The organism is Shewanella jiangmenensis (assembly GCF_018596335.1).
In the GTDB taxonomy this organism is placed as follows: Bacteria; Pseudomonadota; Gammaproteobacteria; order Enterobacterales; family Shewanellaceae; genus Shewanella; species Shewanella jiangmenensis.
In genome coordinates, this window is the sequence record NZ_JAHEPS010000001.1 from 1,130,132 (window position 1) to 1,147,135 (window position 17,004).

At 55.2% G+C, this 17,004-nt stretch carries 22 protein-coding genes; 13 read left to right on the top strand and 9 right to left on the bottom strand.

Going from position 1 to position 17,004, the window contains the following annotated elements; translation table 11 throughout:
* Positions 1–19 precede the first annotated feature (19 nt).
* Entirely contained in the window at positions 20–1,132 is a 1,113-nt protein-coding gene (gene zapE, locus KJI95_RS05055) for a cell division protein ZapE (RefSeq protein WP_214506041.1), read from the bottom strand.
* A gap of 265 nt (positions 1,133–1,397) precedes the next feature.
* Here zapE and KJI95_RS05060 point away from each other — a divergent pair, with 265 nt between their 5' ends.
* Positions 1,398–2,747, top strand: coding sequence for a DegQ family serine endoprotease (locus tag KJI95_RS05060; RefSeq protein ID WP_214506042.1), 1,350 nt, complete (start codon positions 1,398–1,400; stop codon positions 2,745–2,747).
* Positions 2,748–2,842: 95 nt separating this feature from the next.
* Positions 2,843–3,913, top strand: a complete 1,071-nt coding sequence (gene degS, locus KJI95_RS05065; protein ID WP_214506043.1) for an outer membrane-stress sensor serine endopeptidase DegS — start codon at positions 2,843–2,845, stop codon at positions 3,911–3,913.
* A 166-nt stretch (positions 3,914–4,079) separates the two neighbouring features.
* Here degS and KJI95_RS05070 read toward each other — a convergent pair whose 3' ends face one another.
* The 8 genes from KJI95_RS05070 to mlaF all read right to left on the bottom strand — a co-directional run bounded on the left by KJI95_RS05070 (position 4,080) and on the right by mlaF (position 8,930).
* Positions 4,080–4,253 (bottom strand): hypothetical protein, encoded by a 174-nt coding sequence (locus KJI95_RS05070; protein ID WP_214506044.1) that lies wholly within the window; start codon positions 4,251–4,253, stop codon positions 4,080–4,082.
* A 96-nt stretch (positions 4,254–4,349) separates the two neighbouring features.
* Positions 4,350–5,606, bottom strand: a complete 1,257-nt coding sequence (gene murA / locus KJI95_RS05075; protein ID WP_214506045.1) for a UDP-N-acetylglucosamine 1-carboxyvinyltransferase — start codon at positions 5,604–5,606, stop codon at positions 4,350–4,352.
* Positions 5,607–5,616: 10 nt separating this feature from the next.
* A complete protein-coding gene (locus KJI95_RS05080; RefSeq protein WP_214506046.1) occupies positions 5,617–5,874 on the bottom strand; it encodes a BolA family protein in 258 nt (85 codons plus the stop codon).
* Between the two features lie 25 nt (positions 5,875–5,899).
* On the bottom strand, positions 5,900–6,190 hold the full coding sequence (locus KJI95_RS05085; RefSeq protein ID WP_214506047.1) for an STAS domain-containing protein: 291 nt from the start codon (positions 6,188–6,190) through the stop codon (positions 5,900–5,902).
* A complete protein-coding gene (locus KJI95_RS05090; RefSeq protein WP_432653776.1) occupies positions 6,187–6,828 on the bottom strand; it encodes an MlaC/ttg2D family ABC transporter substrate-binding protein in 642 nt (213 codons plus the stop codon). The genes KJI95_RS05085 and KJI95_RS05090 overlap by 4 nt, the downstream gene beginning before the upstream one ends.
* 10 nt (positions 6,829–6,838) lie before the next feature.
* Positions 6,839–7,309, bottom strand: coding sequence for an outer membrane lipid asymmetry maintenance protein MlaD (gene mlaD, locus KJI95_RS05095; protein ID WP_214506048.1), 471 nt, complete (start codon positions 7,307–7,309; stop codon positions 6,839–6,841).
* 39 nt (positions 7,310–7,348) lie between these two features.
* Positions 7,349–8,131, bottom strand: coding sequence for a lipid asymmetry maintenance ABC transporter permease subunit MlaE (gene mlaE, locus KJI95_RS05100; RefSeq protein WP_214506049.1), 783 nt, complete (start codon positions 8,129–8,131; stop codon positions 7,349–7,351).
* Positions 8,118–8,930: a phospholipid ABC transporter ATP-binding protein MlaF gene (gene mlaF, locus KJI95_RS05105; protein WP_214506050.1), complete on the bottom strand. Its 813-nt coding sequence runs from the start codon at positions 8,928–8,930 to the stop codon at positions 8,118–8,120. Before mlaF ends, mlaE begins: the two co-directional genes overlap by 14 nt.
* Positions 8,931–9,131: 201 nt before the next feature.
* On the opposite strand from mlaF, the gene KJI95_RS05110 reads away from it, so the two are divergent.
* The 11 genes from KJI95_RS05110 (at position 9,132) to KJI95_RS05160 (ending at position 16,963) form a co-directional block, all read left to right on the top strand.
* A complete protein-coding gene (locus KJI95_RS05110) occupies positions 9,132–10,094 on the top strand; it encodes a calcium/sodium antiporter (protein WP_214506051.1) in 963 nt (320 codons plus the stop codon).
* A 44-nt stretch (positions 10,095–10,138) separates the two neighbouring features.
* On the top strand, positions 10,139–11,116 hold the full coding sequence (locus KJI95_RS05115; protein ID WP_214506052.1) for a KpsF/GutQ family sugar-phosphate isomerase: 978 nt from the start codon (positions 10,139–10,141) through the stop codon (positions 11,114–11,116).
* Positions 11,117–11,665 carry a 3-deoxy-manno-octulosonate-8-phosphatase KdsC gene (kdsC, locus tag KJI95_RS05120; protein WP_214506053.1) on the top strand — a complete coding sequence of 183 codons (549 nt, stop codon included), beginning with the start codon at positions 11,117–11,119 and terminating at the stop codon, positions 11,663–11,665.
* Entirely contained in the window at positions 11,662–12,219 is a 558-nt protein-coding gene (gene lptC / locus KJI95_RS05125; protein WP_214506054.1) for an LPS export ABC transporter periplasmic protein LptC, read from the top strand. The genes kdsC and lptC overlap by 4 nt, the downstream gene beginning before the upstream one ends.
* Complete coding sequence (lptA, locus tag KJI95_RS05130; RefSeq protein WP_214506055.1) at positions 12,206–12,766, top strand: lipopolysaccharide transport periplasmic protein LptA; 561 nt, start codon at positions 12,206–12,208, stop codon at positions 12,764–12,766. The genes lptC and lptA overlap by 14 nt, the downstream gene beginning before the upstream one ends.
* On the top strand, positions 12,763–13,494 hold the full coding sequence (lptB, locus tag KJI95_RS05135; RefSeq protein WP_214506056.1) for an LPS export ABC transporter ATP-binding protein: 732 nt from the start codon (positions 12,763–12,765) through the stop codon (positions 13,492–13,494). The genes lptA and lptB overlap by 4 nt, the downstream gene beginning before the upstream one ends.
* A gap of 113 nt (positions 13,495–13,607) precedes the next feature.
* Entirely contained in the window at positions 13,608–15,089 is a 1,482-nt protein-coding gene (locus KJI95_RS05140) for an RNA polymerase factor sigma-54 (protein ID WP_214506057.1), read from the top strand.
* 30 nt (positions 15,090–15,119) lie between these two features.
* Positions 15,120–15,407 carry a ribosome hibernation promoting factor gene (gene hpf, locus KJI95_RS05145; RefSeq protein ID WP_214506058.1) on the top strand — a complete coding sequence of 96 codons (288 nt, stop codon included), beginning with the start codon at positions 15,120–15,122 and terminating at the stop codon, positions 15,405–15,407.
* Between the two features lie 2 nt (positions 15,408–15,409).
* A complete protein-coding gene (gene ptsN, locus KJI95_RS05150) occupies positions 15,410–15,853 on the top strand; it encodes a PTS IIA-like nitrogen regulatory protein PtsN (RefSeq protein ID WP_214506059.1) in 444 nt (147 codons plus the stop codon).
* On the top strand, positions 15,850–16,701 hold the full coding sequence (gene rapZ, locus KJI95_RS05155) for an RNase adapter RapZ (protein WP_214506060.1): 852 nt from the start codon (positions 15,850–15,852) through the stop codon (positions 16,699–16,701). The genes ptsN and rapZ overlap by 4 nt, the downstream gene beginning before the upstream one ends.
* A complete protein-coding gene (locus KJI95_RS05160; protein WP_214506061.1) occupies positions 16,688–16,963 on the top strand; it encodes an HPr family phosphocarrier protein in 276 nt (91 codons plus the stop codon). The genes rapZ and KJI95_RS05160 overlap by 14 nt, the downstream gene beginning before the upstream one ends.
* Positions 16,964–17,004 lie beyond the last annotated feature (41 nt).

Sequence of the window (17,004 nt, forward strand, 5' to 3'; positions counted from 1 at the left end):
GATCCGCGGCCTTGCCCGCTTACGGTAAATGTTCCAGCGCCAGATAATCCCTTGATTGCATTTCAATCAAACGAGAGCGGCAGCGGCGGAACTCAAAACTGAGCAAACCATCGGTGTAGATATCTTCCAGCGCTACTTCGGCCGAAATGATGAGCTTTACGTGTCGCTCATAAAACTCATCCACCAGGGCGAGGAAGCGCCGGGCAATGTCATCACCGGTTTGCTGGGCGCCCATCTGCTCGACGCCCGACAGCAGCACAGTGTGGTAAAGCCTGGCGAGCTCCATATAGTCACGCTGGCTGCGCGGCCCATCGCACAGGGCACGAAAATCAGCAAGCAGCACGCCCTGCGCCTGCTTACGGATATTAAGGTTACGGCCTTCAATCTCAATCGGCTCGATTTGCACCTCAGACTCGGGCGCAAGCTGGGAGAAGTAGCGCAGCAAATTCGCCTCGGCCGCCTCATCGAGCGGGTAGTGGTAAATCTCGGCCTGCTCGAGGGTTCGCAGGCGATAGTCGATACCCGAATCGACATTGAGCACGGCGCAGTGCTGATTTATCAGCGCAATGGCGGGAAGGAAACGCGCCCGCTGCAACCCGTTGCGGTACAAATCGTCCGGAATGATGTTCGACGTGGCAACCAGCACTACGCCCTCGGCAAACAGGGCTTCAAACAGGGTGCCGAGCAGCATGGCATCGGTAATGTCAGAAACAAAAAACTCATCGAAGCAAATCACCCGCACCTTGGCGGCCATCTCTTTGGCAATCACCAGCAAAGGATCGCGGGTACCTTTCAAACGATCGAGATCCAGATGCACCTGATGCATAAAACGGTGAAAGTGCGCCCTTAACTTGCGCTCAAACGGCAACGCCTCATAAAAGGTGTCCATCAGGTAAGTCTTGCCCCGGCCTACGCCGCCCCAAAGATAAAGGCCTTTGACATAGGGCTTTTTCGCCGCCATACCAAAACGGCTGCCGAGGCGGCCAATCAGGCTGCTGTGATTTTCGCTGGCCAGCAGGGCATCGTAAACGCCCTGCAATGCCTTGACTGCGGCTTCCTGCGCGCCGTCGTGGGAAAAACCTTCCCGTAACAAATCCTGCTGATAATGCTGCCAGGGGGTAAGCTCGGACACTTGAATTCTTCTCTTGGGGCCATATAACAATTTGGCTGAATGTTAACACGCCGGACAGGCTCAGGTAAAAGCCCGCACCGGCTAAGATGGCCAGTATTCAAGTAGTTCAAAACGCAGATGAAAGGGGAATTAACCTTTGTTAATCGTGACGAACTTTGTTGTTACACGCAGGTCGGAAGGGTTATACAGGTGAACAGTCTCGTGAATACAGTCCAGTACAGACAGTCACCTTGAAACCGATCCCCGAATTGGAGCAATGAAACAGATGAAAACCAAACTTTCACTTATTTCCGCCGCTATTCTCGGTGCCAGCCTGACTCTCGGCACCCTGCCCGCTCACGCATCTTTACCGGTCGCCGTGGATGGTCAGCAGTTACCAAGCCTAGCGCCTATGCTGGAACAAACCACCCCGGCGGTAGTCTCGGTGGCGGTATCTGGCACCCAGGTGTCCAAGCAGCGGGTACCGGACGTATTCCGTTATTTCTTCGGTCCTAATGCCCCACAGGAGCAAGTGCGTGAGCGCCCCTTCCGCGGTCTTGGCTCAGGCGTCATCATCGATGCCGACAAGGGCTACATTGTCACCAACAATCACGTGATTGACGGCGCCGACACCATTCAGATTGGTCTGCTCGATGGCCGTGAATTCGAGGCCAAGCTGATTGGTACCGACAGCGAGTCGGATATTGCACTGCTGCAAATCAAGGCCGACAAACTGACCGCGATTAAATCGGCCGACTCCGACGCCATCCATGTAGGTGATTTTGCCGTGGCCATCGGCAATCCCTTTGGTCTCGGTCAAACCGTTACCTCGGGCATAGTGTCTGCGCTGGGTCGCAGCGGCCTTGGCATTGAAATGCTTGAAAACTTTATTCAAACCGATGCCGCCATCAACAGCGGTAACTCGGGCGGCGCGCTGGTGAACCTGCGCGGCGAGCTGATTGGTATCAACACCGCAATCGTGGCCCCGGGCGGCGGTAACGTGGGGATTGGTTTTGCCATTCCGGCCAACATGATGCACTCGCTGGTTGACCAGATTATCGAGCACGGTGAGGTTCGCCGTGGCGTGCTTGGTATTTCCGGCCGTGAACTCGACAGCAAGCTTGCCGAAGGTTTTGGCCTCGACTCCCAGCACGGCGCCTTCGTTAACGAGGTCATGCCCGGCAGCGCCGCTGAAAAAGCGGGCATTAAGGCAGGTGACATCATCGTCAGCATTAATGGCCGTAAGATCAAGAGCTTCCAGGAACTTCGCGCTAAAGTCGGCACCCAGGGCGCCGGCAGCGAAGTGGAGCTTGGCCTTATCCGCGACGGTAAAGATAAAGCCGTTAAGGTGACGCTGGGCGAAGCCTCAGAGCAAACCGCCGCTGCCGATGAACTGCATCCTCAGCTGGCCGGCGCCAAGCTGGAGTCTGGCTCCAATGGCATTGAAATCACCGACGTGCAGGAAGGCTCGCCGGCAGCACTGAGCGGCCTTCGCAAGGGCGACATCATAGTCGGGGTGAACCGCACGCCGGTGAAGGATCTCAAGGCGCTCAAGGAGCAATTGAAAGAGCAGGATGGCGCCGCCGCGCTTAAGATCCTGCGCGACAAGAGCCTGAGATACCTGGTTCTGCGTTAACCGCTGACAGCCCCATAAGCCCAGCCCTCCGGCTGGGCTTATTGTTTTGAATCGTGTTAATCTAGTTCAACTATTTGAATAATCTCGCCGCCTCCATGAAAAGCACTCTGCTCTATCTCGGAAAAGCCGTCCTGTTTGGCCTGGTCATGGCCGCTGTGTTTTTGCTGGCGCAGCAATATCTGGTCAAAGATCACGACAACCTGTATCGCAGCCATGGCGAAGGCACGGTGGAGCTGTCCTTTGCCAAGGCGGTGCGTAAAGCGGCGCCTGCGGTCGCCAATATCTACAACATCAGCATAGATCAGCGTCAGCCGCTGGCGTCTGGTGCCCTGCAGGGCCTGGGCTCAGGGGTCATCATGAGCAAAGAAGGCTACATTCTCACCAACTATCATGTGATTAAAAAAGCCGATGAAATCGTGATTGCACTGCAGGATGGTCGCCGTTTCAGCGCCGAAGTGGTGGGTTCAGATCCTGAAACCGACCTTAGCGTGCTTAAAATTGATGGCGACAAGCTGCCTGTGGTTCCGCTGAACCTCAACAGCCTGCCCCAGGTCGGTGACGTGGTGCTCGCCATCGGCAACCCCTATAACCTCGGCCAGACCATCACCCAAGGCATTATCAGTGCCACCGGCCGTAACGGCTTGAGCTCGGGTTATCAGGACTTTTTACAGACCGATGCTGCCATCAACGCCGGTAACTCGGGCGGCGCTCTTATCGACACCAGTGGCGATCTTATCGGTATCAACACCGCTGCGTTTCAGATTGGCGGCGGTGGTGGCAGCAATGGCATCAGCTTTGCCATTCCGATTCGTCTGGCCTATTCCATCATGGGCAAACTGATTGAAAATGGCCGGGTGATCCGCGGCGCGCTGGGGATTTCCGGCGAAGCCGTCACCGCTTATATGGCGCAGGTGCTTAAGTTGCCTGAGGTGCAGGGAGTGCTCATCACCGGAGTAGACCGTTCAGGTCCGGCCGCCGCGGCCAATCTACTGCCCCGTGATGTCATCATTGAATACGCCGCTGAAACCGTGACCAGCTCTGAAATGCTGATGGACCGGATAGCCGAAACCAAGCCGGGCACTGAAGTGATAATGACTGTGATACGCCAGGGCCAACCCTACAAGGTGCCGGTTATCGTGGGTGAAAAGGTTGCCGAATATAACTGATTTGCTTGAAGTGGCTTAGCTTGCTCATGGCGTATTCGAGCGGAGCTAATCGATAAATTACAGACACAAAAATGCCCGGTAAATCCGGGCATTTTATTGCGTTAAACGCAGCTTATGTACCAAGCGAAGATTATATATCAAGCGTAGCTGAGGCAGAAAGCACCACTTAGCCTTTATCGGACGGGCTGGCCAAATCCACCAACCGCACCCAAAACGCCATCTCGAAACATACCCCCAGCGCCAGCAGCACCATCGAGGGCAGTTTGGCGCCGGCGAGGTAACTTGCCAGTGCCGCGATTAACAACAATGCCGGTACCGCCCACCTTGCGATTTTCATCATGTCCTTGACTCCGACCATATTTTCCCACCTTTCGATAACCATCCTATAACAAAAAAACCGCCGGTCAAGGCGGTTTTTATGAATAGTAAGTTAGGCTTACTTAATGCGTACTACCTTGCCACCGAGGCCCTCAAACTTGGTTTCGATGTGCTCGTAACCGCGGTCAAGGTGGTAAATACGGTCAACCACTGTATTTCCATCGGCCATCAGACCGGCAATCACCAAACTGGCAGAAGCGCGCAGATCTGTCGCCATCACCTGAGCGCCGCTCAGACGCTCCACACCGTGAACGATACAGGTGTGACCTTCAAGCTCCATGTCGGCACCCATACGCATCAGCTCCGGCACGTGCATAAAGCGGTTTTCGAAAATGGTCTCAATGATGGTACCGCTGCCTTCGGCCAGACAGTTGAGCACACAGAACTGCGCCTGCATGTCGGTCGGGAACGCCGGATAAGGCGCGGTCTTGATGTTGACCGCCTTCGGGCGCTTGCCCTTCATATCAAGCTCAATCCAGTCTTTGCCGGTACGGATCTCGGCGCCGGCATCCTCAAGCTTGGCAAGCACTGCTTCCAGAGATGAAGGATCGGCGCTTTCACAGCGGATGCTGCCACGGGTTACTGCGGCAGCCACCAGGAAGGTACCGGTTTCGATACGGTCTGGCATCACCCGATATTCGCAGCCATTAAGGCGCTCAACACCGGTAATGCGCAGCGTCGCCGAACCGATACCGCTGATCTTGGCACCCATGGCCACCAGACAGTTGGCGAGATCAATCACCTCTGGCTCACGGGCGGCGTTTTCAATTACGGTTTCACCGTCGGCCAGCGCCGCAGCCATCAGCAGGTTTTCGGTGGCACCAACACTGACCATGTCCATAAAGATGTGCGCGCCTTTGAGGCGGCCATCCACACGGGCCTTGATATAGCCTTCTTTCACCTCGATTTTGGCGCCCATCTGCTCCAAACCGTGCAGGTGCAGGTTCACCGGGCGGGCACCGATGGCACAGCCACCGGGCAGCGACACATCGGCTGTGCCGTAACGTGCCAGCAGCGGGCCAAGGATCAGGATAGAGGCGCGCATGGTTTTCACCAGCTCATAAGGCGCGACAAAATGATTGATGTTGCTTGGGTCGATACGCACAGTACCGGCCTCATGACTCACCTCGGCACCAAGGCAGCGCAGCAGCTTGCAGCTGGTGTCCACGTCTTTGAGGTTAGGCACATTGGTCAGCACAAACTCGCCATCGGCGAGCACGCCGGCCATCAGAATTGGCAGGGCGGCGTTTTTGGCACCGGAAATAACAACACTGCCGGCGAGCGCGCCGCCGGATTGAATCGAAAGCTTATCCACGAGGAGTCTCTCAGAGTGGCATGTTGAAGATTTTTTCACGCTTCCATTGGGTTGGCGTGAACGTCTTGATGCTCAGAGCGTGCAGAGCACCACTGGTGATCTGTTCCATCAGAGGGGCGTAGATGGCCTGCTGCTGCTTGATGCGGCTCATACCATCGAAACACTCGCCCACGGCAACCACCTGATAGTGACTGCCGTCGGAAGTGACATGCACTTCCTCCAAACCCAAAGCCTGGGTCAAAATTTCTTCAATCTGTTTGCAATCCATGGATGAACTGAACCTTATTGCTGCGCTAGGCTTCTTCGTGGAAGAAGGCTTGTAAATCGTAAAGGGCAATTAGTTTACCAAGCTGAGGCGACGGCTGCACCAATGTCAGTGTCTGGCCCCGTTTTTGGGCACGTTGCCACAACTCGAGTAAAAAGGCGATACCGGCGCTGTCGCTGTAAGACAGCTGCCGCAAATCAAGCCGCGTTGCCACGCGGGGCACCAGAGCGTCGGCCTCAGACCACAGCGCCTTCACTACGCCATGGTCGAGCCGTCCTGCCACGGCGCAGGTTTCACCATCCAGAGACAGAGTTATCACTTGGCTGCCGCCTTGGCCTCTTTGGCCACAGACGCGGCGGCCTTTTCGTTCAGCATGGTAATCACATTATCGATACCCTTCTGACGAATAAGCGTGGTGATTTCGGACTGCTTGGACTGCAGCAGGCTCACGCCTTCGGCAACCAAATCAAACGCTTTCCAGCTGTCATCTTTCAGACGGCGGGCCTTGAACAGCAGTTTGATTGGCGGGCGGCCAGCTTCGATGATGCGCACATTTACATCGACAATCTTTTCATCGCTGAAGTTCGCCGCCGGCGCATATTCAACCGTTTGGTTGGTGTACTCGGTGAAGGCCTGGGCGTAGGTGGCCACCAGATAGCCTTCAAAGGCGGTGACGAAACGGTCACGCTCGGCTTCGCTGGTTTCTTTGAGATACTGACCCAGCACTTTATAAGAGGCGTACTTGAAGTCGATGTAAGGCATCAACTCTTCACGGACAATCACTTTCAGGTGATTCGGATCGGCATCGATTTTGGCCTTGTCCGCATGGAAGCGATTAAAGGTTTTGTCGGCCACCGCCTGGATCATCTCGTAAGGGTTTTTACTGTCAACGGACGCGGCCTCGGCTTGCAGACCAATCACACTGAGGACCATCAATAACAATGCACGTAACATCATGTGTCTCCTGTTAATCCTTCTTACCCATGCTGTAAAGGAACTGACCAATCAGGTCTTCCAGTACCAGCGCCGACTTGGTGTCGGCAATCCGGTCGCCATCCTTCAGCATGACACTTTCATCATCCACAAACCCCGGCGTCAGGCCGAGGAACTGTTCACCCAGTAAGCCAGAGGTCAGAATCGACAGGCTGCTGGACTCGGGAAAATTACGGTAACGTCCGTCCATATTCAGGGTAACCACGGCGACCAGGCGCTCGGGATCCAGCTCAATCTGGCTGACCCTGCCCACCACCACGCCACCGACCTTGACCGGAGAACGCACCTTCAGGCCACCGACGTTGGTGAACCTGGCATACAGGGTGTAACTGCTGTTACCGGCCTGCACTTCAACGTTGGCAACCTTAAACACCAACACCAAAAATGCCGCGATACCAGCAAGCAGAAACAGTCCCACCCAAATCTCTACTTTCCGTGACAACATGTTAAAGTCCCACTCCTTGCAATTAGCTGAACGCCGCCATTAACCAAACATGATGGCGGTCAGCAGAAAATCCAATGCCAGTACGGCAAGGCTCGATTGCACCACGGTCGAGGTGGTGGCCTTACTGATCCCCTCGGGATTGGGCACCACTTCATAGCCGCGATACAGGGCAATCCAGGTCACCACAATGGCAAACACCAGACTCTTGATTAAGCAATTCACTATGTCCTGACGCCACTCAACCGACGCCTGCAGAATCGACCAGAAGGCGCCGTGATCTATGCCCTTCCACTCGACACCGACAATATGACCACCCCAAATGCCCACCGCGGTAAAGAGCACCGCCAGAATCGGCATACTGATAACGCCCGCCCAAAAACGCGGCGCAATGATTTGCCGCAGCGGGTCGACTGCCATCATCTCGAGGCTTGAAAGCTGCTCTGTGCTCTTCATCAGGCCGATTTCAGCGGTCAGCGCTGAACCGGCGCGGCCGGCAAAGAGGAGCGCCGTTACCACAGGACCAAGCTCACGCAGCAAACTCAGCGCCACCATGGGGCCAAGGCTCTCTTCGGTGCCGAAATCCACCAGAATGGTGTAGCCCTGCAATGCCAATACCATGCCGATAAACAGACCCGACACCAGAATAATAATCAGCGACTGCACCCCAACCACATACAACTGCTTGATAAGCAGCGGCATGCCTTTGGCCGGCCTTGGCACAGCCACCAGTGCGCCCCACAACATTAAGCCAGCGCGGCCCATGCCAGTGACCTGGCCGATAGCCGCACGCCCAAGGCGCGCTACCGCATCAATTAACGCCACCAACAAGCTCCTTTTGATAATCGGCCGCAGGGTAATGGAACGGCACCGGGCCGTCCGGCTCGCCGCCGATAAACTGCCGCAGACGAGCATCGTCCGATGCTTTCAGCTCAGCGGGCGTACCTTCAGCAATAATCTTTTTATCGGCAATCACATACACGTAATCTGCGATGCCAAGCACTTCGCCCACATCGTGGGAGACCACCACAGAGGTGAGACTGAGCGCATCGGACAGCTCACGAATCAGCTTAACCAGCACGCCCATGGAAATCGGGTCCTGCCCGGCAAAGGGCTCGTCGTACATCACCATTTCAGGCTCAAGCGCAATCGCACGGGCCAGGGCTGCCCGGCGCTGCATACCGCCCGACAGCTCACTTGGCATCAGCTGCGCCGCGCCGCGAAGCCCCACGGCTTCGAGTTTCATCAGCACGATGCGGCGGATAATGGCCTCATCGAGGCCTGAGTGCTCCCGCAGCGCAAAAGCAACGTTGTCGAATACGTTGATGTCGGTAAACAGGGCGCCGCTCTGGAACAACATGCTCATACGCTTTCTGAGCTCGAACAGTTCACTGCGGCTTACCTTGTGAATATCCACCCCATCAAACAGCACTTCGCCGTGATCCGGCGTCAGTTGTCCGGCAATCAATTTAAGCAAGGTGGTTTTGCCAATGCCGCTCGGGCCCATGATGGCGGTCACCTTGCCCCGGGGGATTGCCAGGCTGATGTCTTCATAGATGACACGCTCACCGCGGCTGAAACCCAGATTGCGGATTTCGACCAAAGTGTCGGACTTATGATTCATGATGATTCCCTGTTCTTGACAAGAAGAAGTGATATTCGGCCATCCTGGCTTACGACTAACTGAACACAACTTAAAAGAGGCGAAATTGTACGGAATTGCCGGGATTGCGACAACAGCTTACACACTTCCTGACCCGGATACTTTTAATTTGCCTGATTTCCGGCGAAAATGCGCCTCGGTATTCAAGGATTTTGTCAACAAATGTTATTCAATGTGTTATCGCTTGTCGCCGGCCTGACCCTGTTGGTCTGGAGTGCCGACAAGTTTGTCTATGGCGCCGCTGCCTTCGCCCGCAATCTGGGATTGCCCCCGATGCTCATCGGTCTGACAATCGTCGCCATGGGCAGCTCTGCGCCGGAAATGTTTGTCGCCGCCACCGCCGCGATGGACGGCATGCGCGATACAGCCGTCGGCAATGTGCTCGGCTCCAACGTTGCCAACATCACCCTGATCCTCGGTATTACCGCCCTACTTGGCGCGATTGCGGTCAGCTCGCAAACCCTGAAGCGCGAAATCCCGCTGATGCTGGCCGCGACTATTCTGGCCGGCTATTTCCTGCATGATGGCAACTTAAGCCGCACCGAAGGCGTGGCGCTGGCAGGGGCCTTTGTGGCGCTGATGGCGTACCTTATCTGGCATGCTCTGAGCAACAAGAGCGCCGATCCGCTCGCCGATGAGGCCGACGATGAAGTGCCCAAAGATGTGCCCACCTCCCGCGCGCTGTTGTGGCTCATGGTCGGTATCGTGTTACTGCCGGTGTCGGCTGACTGGATGGTCGATGGTGCCGTCGGCATTGCCAAGCACTTTGGTTTGTCGGATCTGGTGATAGGCTTGACCATCATTGCCGTCGGCACCAGCCTGCCTGAGCTTGCCGCCTGCATCGCCAGTGCCCTGAAAAAAGAAGACGATCTGGCGATTGGCAATATCGTTGGTTCCAATATGTTCAATATTCTGGCGGTGTTGGCACTACCCGGCCTTATCGCGCCGGGTGTGGTAGACTCCCAGGCCGCAAGCCGCGACCTGTATATGGTACTCGCCACCAGTGTGGCACTGGCACTGTTCGTGCTCATCAGCGGCAAAGATCGGCAGCTCAAGCGCTGGCATGGCGCGGTATTGCTGGCAGTATTTATTGGTTATCAGTACGTGCTGTTTCAGGCACACTGAAGCCCGGTCGGCCATTGAGTGCCAACCCAAACAGAGAGACAGATATGGTAAACAGACAACAGCTGCGTCAGTGGGGCCGTAAGGTTATCGACATTGAAAAAACGGCTCTGGATAACCTGTACCAGTTCGTCGACAGCGACGCCTTTGCCGATGCCTGCGAGCTGATTTTAGGCTGCACCGGCAAGGTGATAGTGATGGGCATGGGCAAATCCGGCCACATAGGCAATAAGATTTCTGCCACCCTGGCGAGCACAGGTACCCCGGCATTTTTCGTGCATCCGGGCGAAGCGAGCCACGGCGATTTGGGCGTGCTCAGCGACAATGACATCGTCCTTGCCATCTCCAACTCAGGCGAGTCGAGCGAAATTCTGACCCTGATGCCGGTCATCAAGCGTCGCGGCATTCCGATTATCGCCATGACCGGTAAACCCGAGTCCACCATGGCCAAACACTCGCAGCTGCACCTGTGCATCCGGGTGCCAGAAGAGGCCTGCCCACTCGGGCTGGCACCAACTTCCAGCACCACGGCGACCCTGGTAATGGGCGATGCGCTGGCGGTGGCGCTGTTGCAGGCCAAGGGCTTTACCAAAGATGATTTTGCCCTGTCGCACCCCGGCGGCGCACTTGGGCGCAAGCTGCTGCTGCATGTCAGCGACGTGATGCACCGCGGTGAAGAGCTGCCGCTGGTGCGCGACAATATCTGCATCACAGACGCCCTTTATGAAATCTCCAAGAAGGGCCTCGGCATGACAGCCATCGTCGATGAGCACGGGGTATTGGTTGGGATTTTCACCGACGGCGACCTGCGCCGGGTAATAGATGCTCAAATCAACCTGCGCCAGACCAGCATTGCCGATGTGATGACCCGAAACTGTATTACCATCAAAGAGCACATTCTGGCGGTGGAAGCCCTGACCTTGATGGATAAACGCAATATCAACGGCCTGATAGTGATTGACAGCGAGCATCGCCCGGTTGGCGCGCTCAATATGCTCGATTTGGTCAAAGCGGGAGTAATGTAAATGCGCGAAGGACTTTACGGCCCGGTGGCCGATGCCGTGTGGGACAAGGCCCGCGCCATCAAATTGCTGATTTGCGATGTGGACGGCGTGTTTTCCGATGGCCGCATTTACCTTGGCAACAACGGTGAAGAGCTCAAAGCCTTCCACACCCGCGACGGCTACGGCGTAAAAGCACTGCAGGGCGCCGGTGTAGCGGTGGCGGTGATCACCGGCCGTCAATCCAACATAGTGCAAACCCGCATGACCGCCCTTGGGGTGAAACACATTTATCAGGGCATAGACAACAAGTTTGCGCCCTATGAAGAGCTGCTGGCGCACTATGGCGTCAGCGCCGCCGAAGTCGCTTACATTGGTGATGACATGGTCGACTTGGCAGTGATGAAAGCCGTTGGTCTCAGCGTTTGCGTCGCCGACGGCCATCCTTTTGTGCGCCGCCATGCAGACTTTGTGACGACCTTGCCGGGTGGCCACGGCGCACTTCGTGAGCTTGCCGACCTGCTGCTGATGAGCCAGGGCAAGCTTGATGGCGCCCACGGGATGAGCGTATGAATCGGGTCACACTGGCGATTTTGCTGCTGTTTGGTACGGCGCTGGCACTCTATTGGCAGGTTCAGCAGAAAAAGGCCAATCTGCCGCCGGCCCAAATCGTTGAAGAAAAACCAGACTTTATTGCCACCGACTTAAAAAGCCTCAGCTTTAACGACCAGGGCCAACTCGAAAGCCGCGTCAGCGCAACCTATATGGAACACTTCAATTCCGACGCGCTGACGGTGTTTTCCGACCCGGTTTATACCCTGTTTCCAAAAAATGGTCAGGGTGAATGGCAGCTTACCGCCAAAATTGGCAAACTGGACAAATTTGCCGACAAGGTCACGCTGGAAAATGAGGTGAAAGTCGAAGCACTGAGCTTTGATGAGCCGCTGCAGCAGCTGACGACCAGCTATCTGGCGCTGGACATTGGCACCATGATCCTGACCTCTGACAAAGAAATTCAAATCAGCGGTAACAACTTCCACTTGAGCGGGCTTGGGCTCTATGCCGACCTCAACAAAGAAGAAGTTAAACTTTTGAGTGAGATAAAGGGAACCTATGAACCTAAATAAGGCGCTTCTTGTGGTGCTGCTTTGCGCCTGTGGCAGCTTGGCCCAGGCCAACACCAAGCATGATTTGATGCAGGAAGTGAAAATTCTCGCATCCAACAGCTACGCCGATCTGAAAAACAAGCGCATCGTCTACGAAGGCCCGGTGAGGCTGACCCAGGGCTCGCTCGTGCTTAACGCCGACCAGCTGAGCTCCTTTACCGATGAAAAAACCGGTAAACGCATCCTGCTCGCCAAAGGCAAGCCCGCCACTTATCAGCAAAAAGTGGAAGATGGCCGCACGGTACAGGCCAGCGCCAATGAGATCAGCTACAACATCGACAGCCGGGTGATGAGCCTCAAAGGCAGCGCCAAGGTTGAGCAGGATGGCAGCCAGGTGACCGCCGACTCGATTGTGTACGACATCCAAAAACAGCAGCTGACATCCCAAAGCAGCGGCAAACGTGACGATCAGGTGATTACCATCATCCAACCGGAAAACTACCAGCAAGAGCTGCAGGACAAGGGTAAGCAAGAAAACAATCCGTCCAACAGTGAGAAGCAGCAATGACGACACTGACCCTCAAGGCCAGTAACCTGGCCAAAAGTTACAAAAGCCGCCAGGTCGTCAAGGATGTGAGTCTGGTGGTTAACACAGGCCAGGTGGTCGGCTTGCTCGGCCCCAACGGCGCCGGAAAAACCACCACCTTCTACATGGTGGTGGGGCTGGTTCAGAGTGACAAAGGCAGCATCCACATTAACGATGAAGATTTGACCCTCGACCCCATGCACCTGCGCGCCCGCAAGGGCATAGGCTATCTGCCGCAGGAAGCGAGCATTTTCCGCAAACTGTCGGTGCGCGATAACATCATGGCCGTGCTGCAGATGCGCAGCGAACTGAGCAAGCAAGAGCGTGAAGAGCAGCTCGAAAAGCTGCTGGAAGAGTTCCATATCACCCACATCCGCGACAACCTCGGCATGTCGCTCTCGGGCGGTGAACGCCGCCGGGTCGAGATTGCCCGCGCTTTGGCCGCCAATCCGCGCTTTATTCTGCTGGATGAACCCTTCGCCGGGGTTGACCCCATCTCGGTCATCGACATCAAGAAGATTATCGAGCAGCTCAAAAGCCGTGGCCTCGGGGTGCTTATTACCGACCACAACGTGCGCGAAACCCTCGATGTGTGTGAAAAAGCCTACATCGTCAGCCACGGCAGTTTGATTGCCGAAGGCACGCCTGCCGAGATCCTGGACAATCAGCAGGTGCGTGCAGTGTACTTGGGTGAGCAATTCAGGCTATAGTTAATTAACCAGGCCACCCGTCGCACATCCGGTATATGAGGGTGGCAATAGGCCGGATAACCTGATAGATAAAGCTTTATCTCTGAATTATTTAGTGAAGGATCCGCGGTACGATGAAAGCGTCGCTCCAGCTTAAACTGGGACAACAACTCACAATGACGCCACAGTTGCAGCAAGCGATTCGCCTGCTTCAACTCTCCTCGCTTGAACTGCAACAGGAAATTCAACAAGCCCTCGACGCCAACCCGCTGCTCGAAATGGATGATGACTACCAGGACGAGCAGTTTGATGCAGATGGCGGCGACCGGGAATTTGACGACAAGTTCGATGATGCCCCCTTATCGGCACAAAGCAGCGACAGCGCCACGGTAGAGACCTCCGAAGCCGTGACTCAGGAGTCGATGCCGGAAGATTTGCCGATGGATACCACCTGGGATGAAGTCTTCACTGCCGCCCCCGCCTCGGGCTCTGGCATTCGCAGTGAAGATGATATGCCGTTTCAGGGCGAAACCAGCGAAGGCCTGTACGAACACCTCGAGTGGCAAAAAAATCTCACCCCTTTTTCGGATACCGATTTGGCCATTGCCACCGCTATCATTGATGCTATCGATGATATGGGCTATCTCACCCAAAGCCTTGAGGAAATCCTCGAAGCCGTGGGCAATGACGAGGTGGAGCTGGACGAAGTCGAAGCAGTACTCAAGCGCATTCAACACTTCGACCCCATTGGTGTAGCCGCACGCGACCTGGCCGAGTGCCTGATTATCCAGCTTGGCCAGTTTCCCAGCGATACCCCGCATCTGGACAATGCCAAACTGCTCATTCGTGAGCATCTGGATTTGATTGCCAACCGGGATTTTCGCACCCTGATGCGTAAAACGCGCCTCAGGGAAGACGAACTGCGTGACGCCATCAGCCTTATTCAGACCCTGAATCCGCGCCCCGGCGAAACCATCACCGCCACCAAGGAAGAGTACGTTATTCCTGATGTGTCAGTGAGTAAAAAGAATGGCCGCTGGGTGGTTGAGCTCAACCCCGACTGCATGCCCAAGCTGAGCGTTAACCAGCATTACGCCGCCATGGCCCGCACCAGCCGCAATCAGGCCGACAGCCAGTTTATTCGCGGCCATTTGCAGGAAGCCAAATGGTTTATCAAGAGTCTTGAGAGCCGCAACGACACCCTGCTCAAGGTGGCCAATTGCATAGTACAGTTCCAACAGGGATTTTTTGAGTACGGCGAAGAGGCGATGAAACCCATGGTGCTCAACGACATCGCCGAGGCGGTGGAGATGCACGAATCGACCATCTCGCGGGTCACCACCCAAAAGTACATGCATACCCCAAAAGGGATTTTTGAGCTTAAGTATTTTTTCTCCAGCCACGTCGGCACCGACGATGGCGGGGAATGCTCCTCTACTGCCATCCGCGCCTTCATCAAAAAGCTGGTGGCGGCAGAAAACCAGAAAAAGCCATTGAGCGACAGCAAAATGGCCGAACTTCTGGCAGAACAAGGAATCAACGTTGCAAGACGGACCATTGCCAAGTATCGCGAAGCAATGCTTATTCCACCGTCAAACCAGCGTAAAAGTTTGTAACCTAACCGAGGTCATTGGAGGAAAGTGTCTATGCAAATCAATCTGACTGGGCATCACATCGAGATCACCGACTCTCTGCGTGCATATGTTGAGAGTAAATTCTCCAAGCTTGAACGCCATTTCGAACAGATCAATAATGTACACGTTGTTCTCAATGTTCAGAAATTGCAGCAAATCGCTGAAGCCAAACTTCACCTCAACGGGGGCGAAGTCTTCGCCACCTCAGAACATGAAGACATGTACGCCGCCATTGACGCCCTGATTGACAAGCTGGACCGTCAGGTTATTAAACACAAAGAGAAACTGACAAAACATTAACGATGGAACTAAGTACCATCCTGGCGCCGGAGTGCACGAGCTGTGCTACTCCGGGCAGCAAAAAAAAGGTTCTGGAGCTGATTAGTCACCTTGCTGCAGCCCAGCATCCCTTCCTCTCTTCCCAAGAGATTTTCGAAAGCCTGCTTGCCCGTGAAAAAATGGGCAGCACTGGTATAGGGAACGGTATTGCCATTCCCCACGGACGCCTGGGAAATATCGACAAACCCCTTGCAGTGCTTATCAAGTGCGAAGAGGCAATCAATTACGATGCCATCGATAAACAGCCGGTCGACATACTGTTTGCCCTGTTGGTGCCATCGGATCAATGCCAACAACACTTAAGCACCCTGGCAGCCATGGCCGAAAAGCTGAATGACAAGCAGATCCTCAAACAGCTGCGCAAAAGCCATGATGAAAAGGAACTTTACCAGGTAATCATAGGATGAAACTCGTCATCGTTTCCGGCCGCTCCGGCTCAGGCAAATCTGTCGCCCTGCGCGTGCTGGAAGATCTTGGTTATTACTGCGTCGACAACTTGCCGCTGTCGCTGATTGGTGCCCTACTGGGGCAGCTTAGGCGCAGCAGTGACAAGGTTGCCATCAGCATTGATATCCGCAACATCCCCGAGCAGGAAAAGGCGCTGGAGCAAGAGCTTGCCAAACTGCCTGAGGGCGTTGAGCTGACGAGTTTTTTCCTCGATTCAAGCGACAAGGTGCTGCTAAAGCGTTACAGCGAAACCCGTCGCCTGCATCCGCTTTCACGCAGCAAAACCTCGCTGCAGGAAGCTATCCGCCACGAAGGCAAATTGCTTAAGCCTTTGGCTGAGCAGATGGACCACTATATCGACACCTCGGCGCTGAACGTGTACGAGTTGTCCGATGCGGTCCGGCAAATATTGCTTGGCCGGGTCGATAAAGAGCTGGTGATCATCTTCGAATCGTTCGGCTTCAAATATGGCATGCCCGCCGAAGCGGATTTTATGTTTGATGCCCGTTTTTTGCCAAACCCACACTGGGAGCCCGATCTCAGGCCACTGACCGGTCTCGATGAGCCGGTGAAACAGTTTCTCGAGCGTCAGGTGCTGGTGAACAAGTACATCTGGCAAATCGAAAACCTGCTGGAAACCTGGCTGCCGCACCTTGAGCGCAACAACCGCAGCTACCTTACCATTGCCATAGGTTGTACCGGCGGTCAGCACCGCTCTGTGTATGTGGCCGAGCAGCTTGCCAAGCGCTTTGCCAGCACCCACCACAAGGTTGAGGCCCGTCACCGGGAAATCCATGCCGCGTCTTGAACGGGATGTCGTAATAGTCAACAAACTCGGGCTGCATGCCCGCGCCGCCACCAAAATGGCGGTGCTTGCGTCTGAGTTCAAGGCCAGTGTGACCCTGGTTCAGGGCGAGAAAAAAGCCTCGGCGGCCAGCGTGCTTGGCTTGTTGATGCTTGAATCCGGCATGGGTAAGACTATCCATATTATTGCCGAAGGGGATGATGCCGAGCAGGCGATGGATGCCATCTGCAACCTGATTGATGCCCGCTTCGACGAAGAGTCCTGAGAAAGCAGGCCTGAGAAAAATCAGGCCTTAAAAAAGTGCCT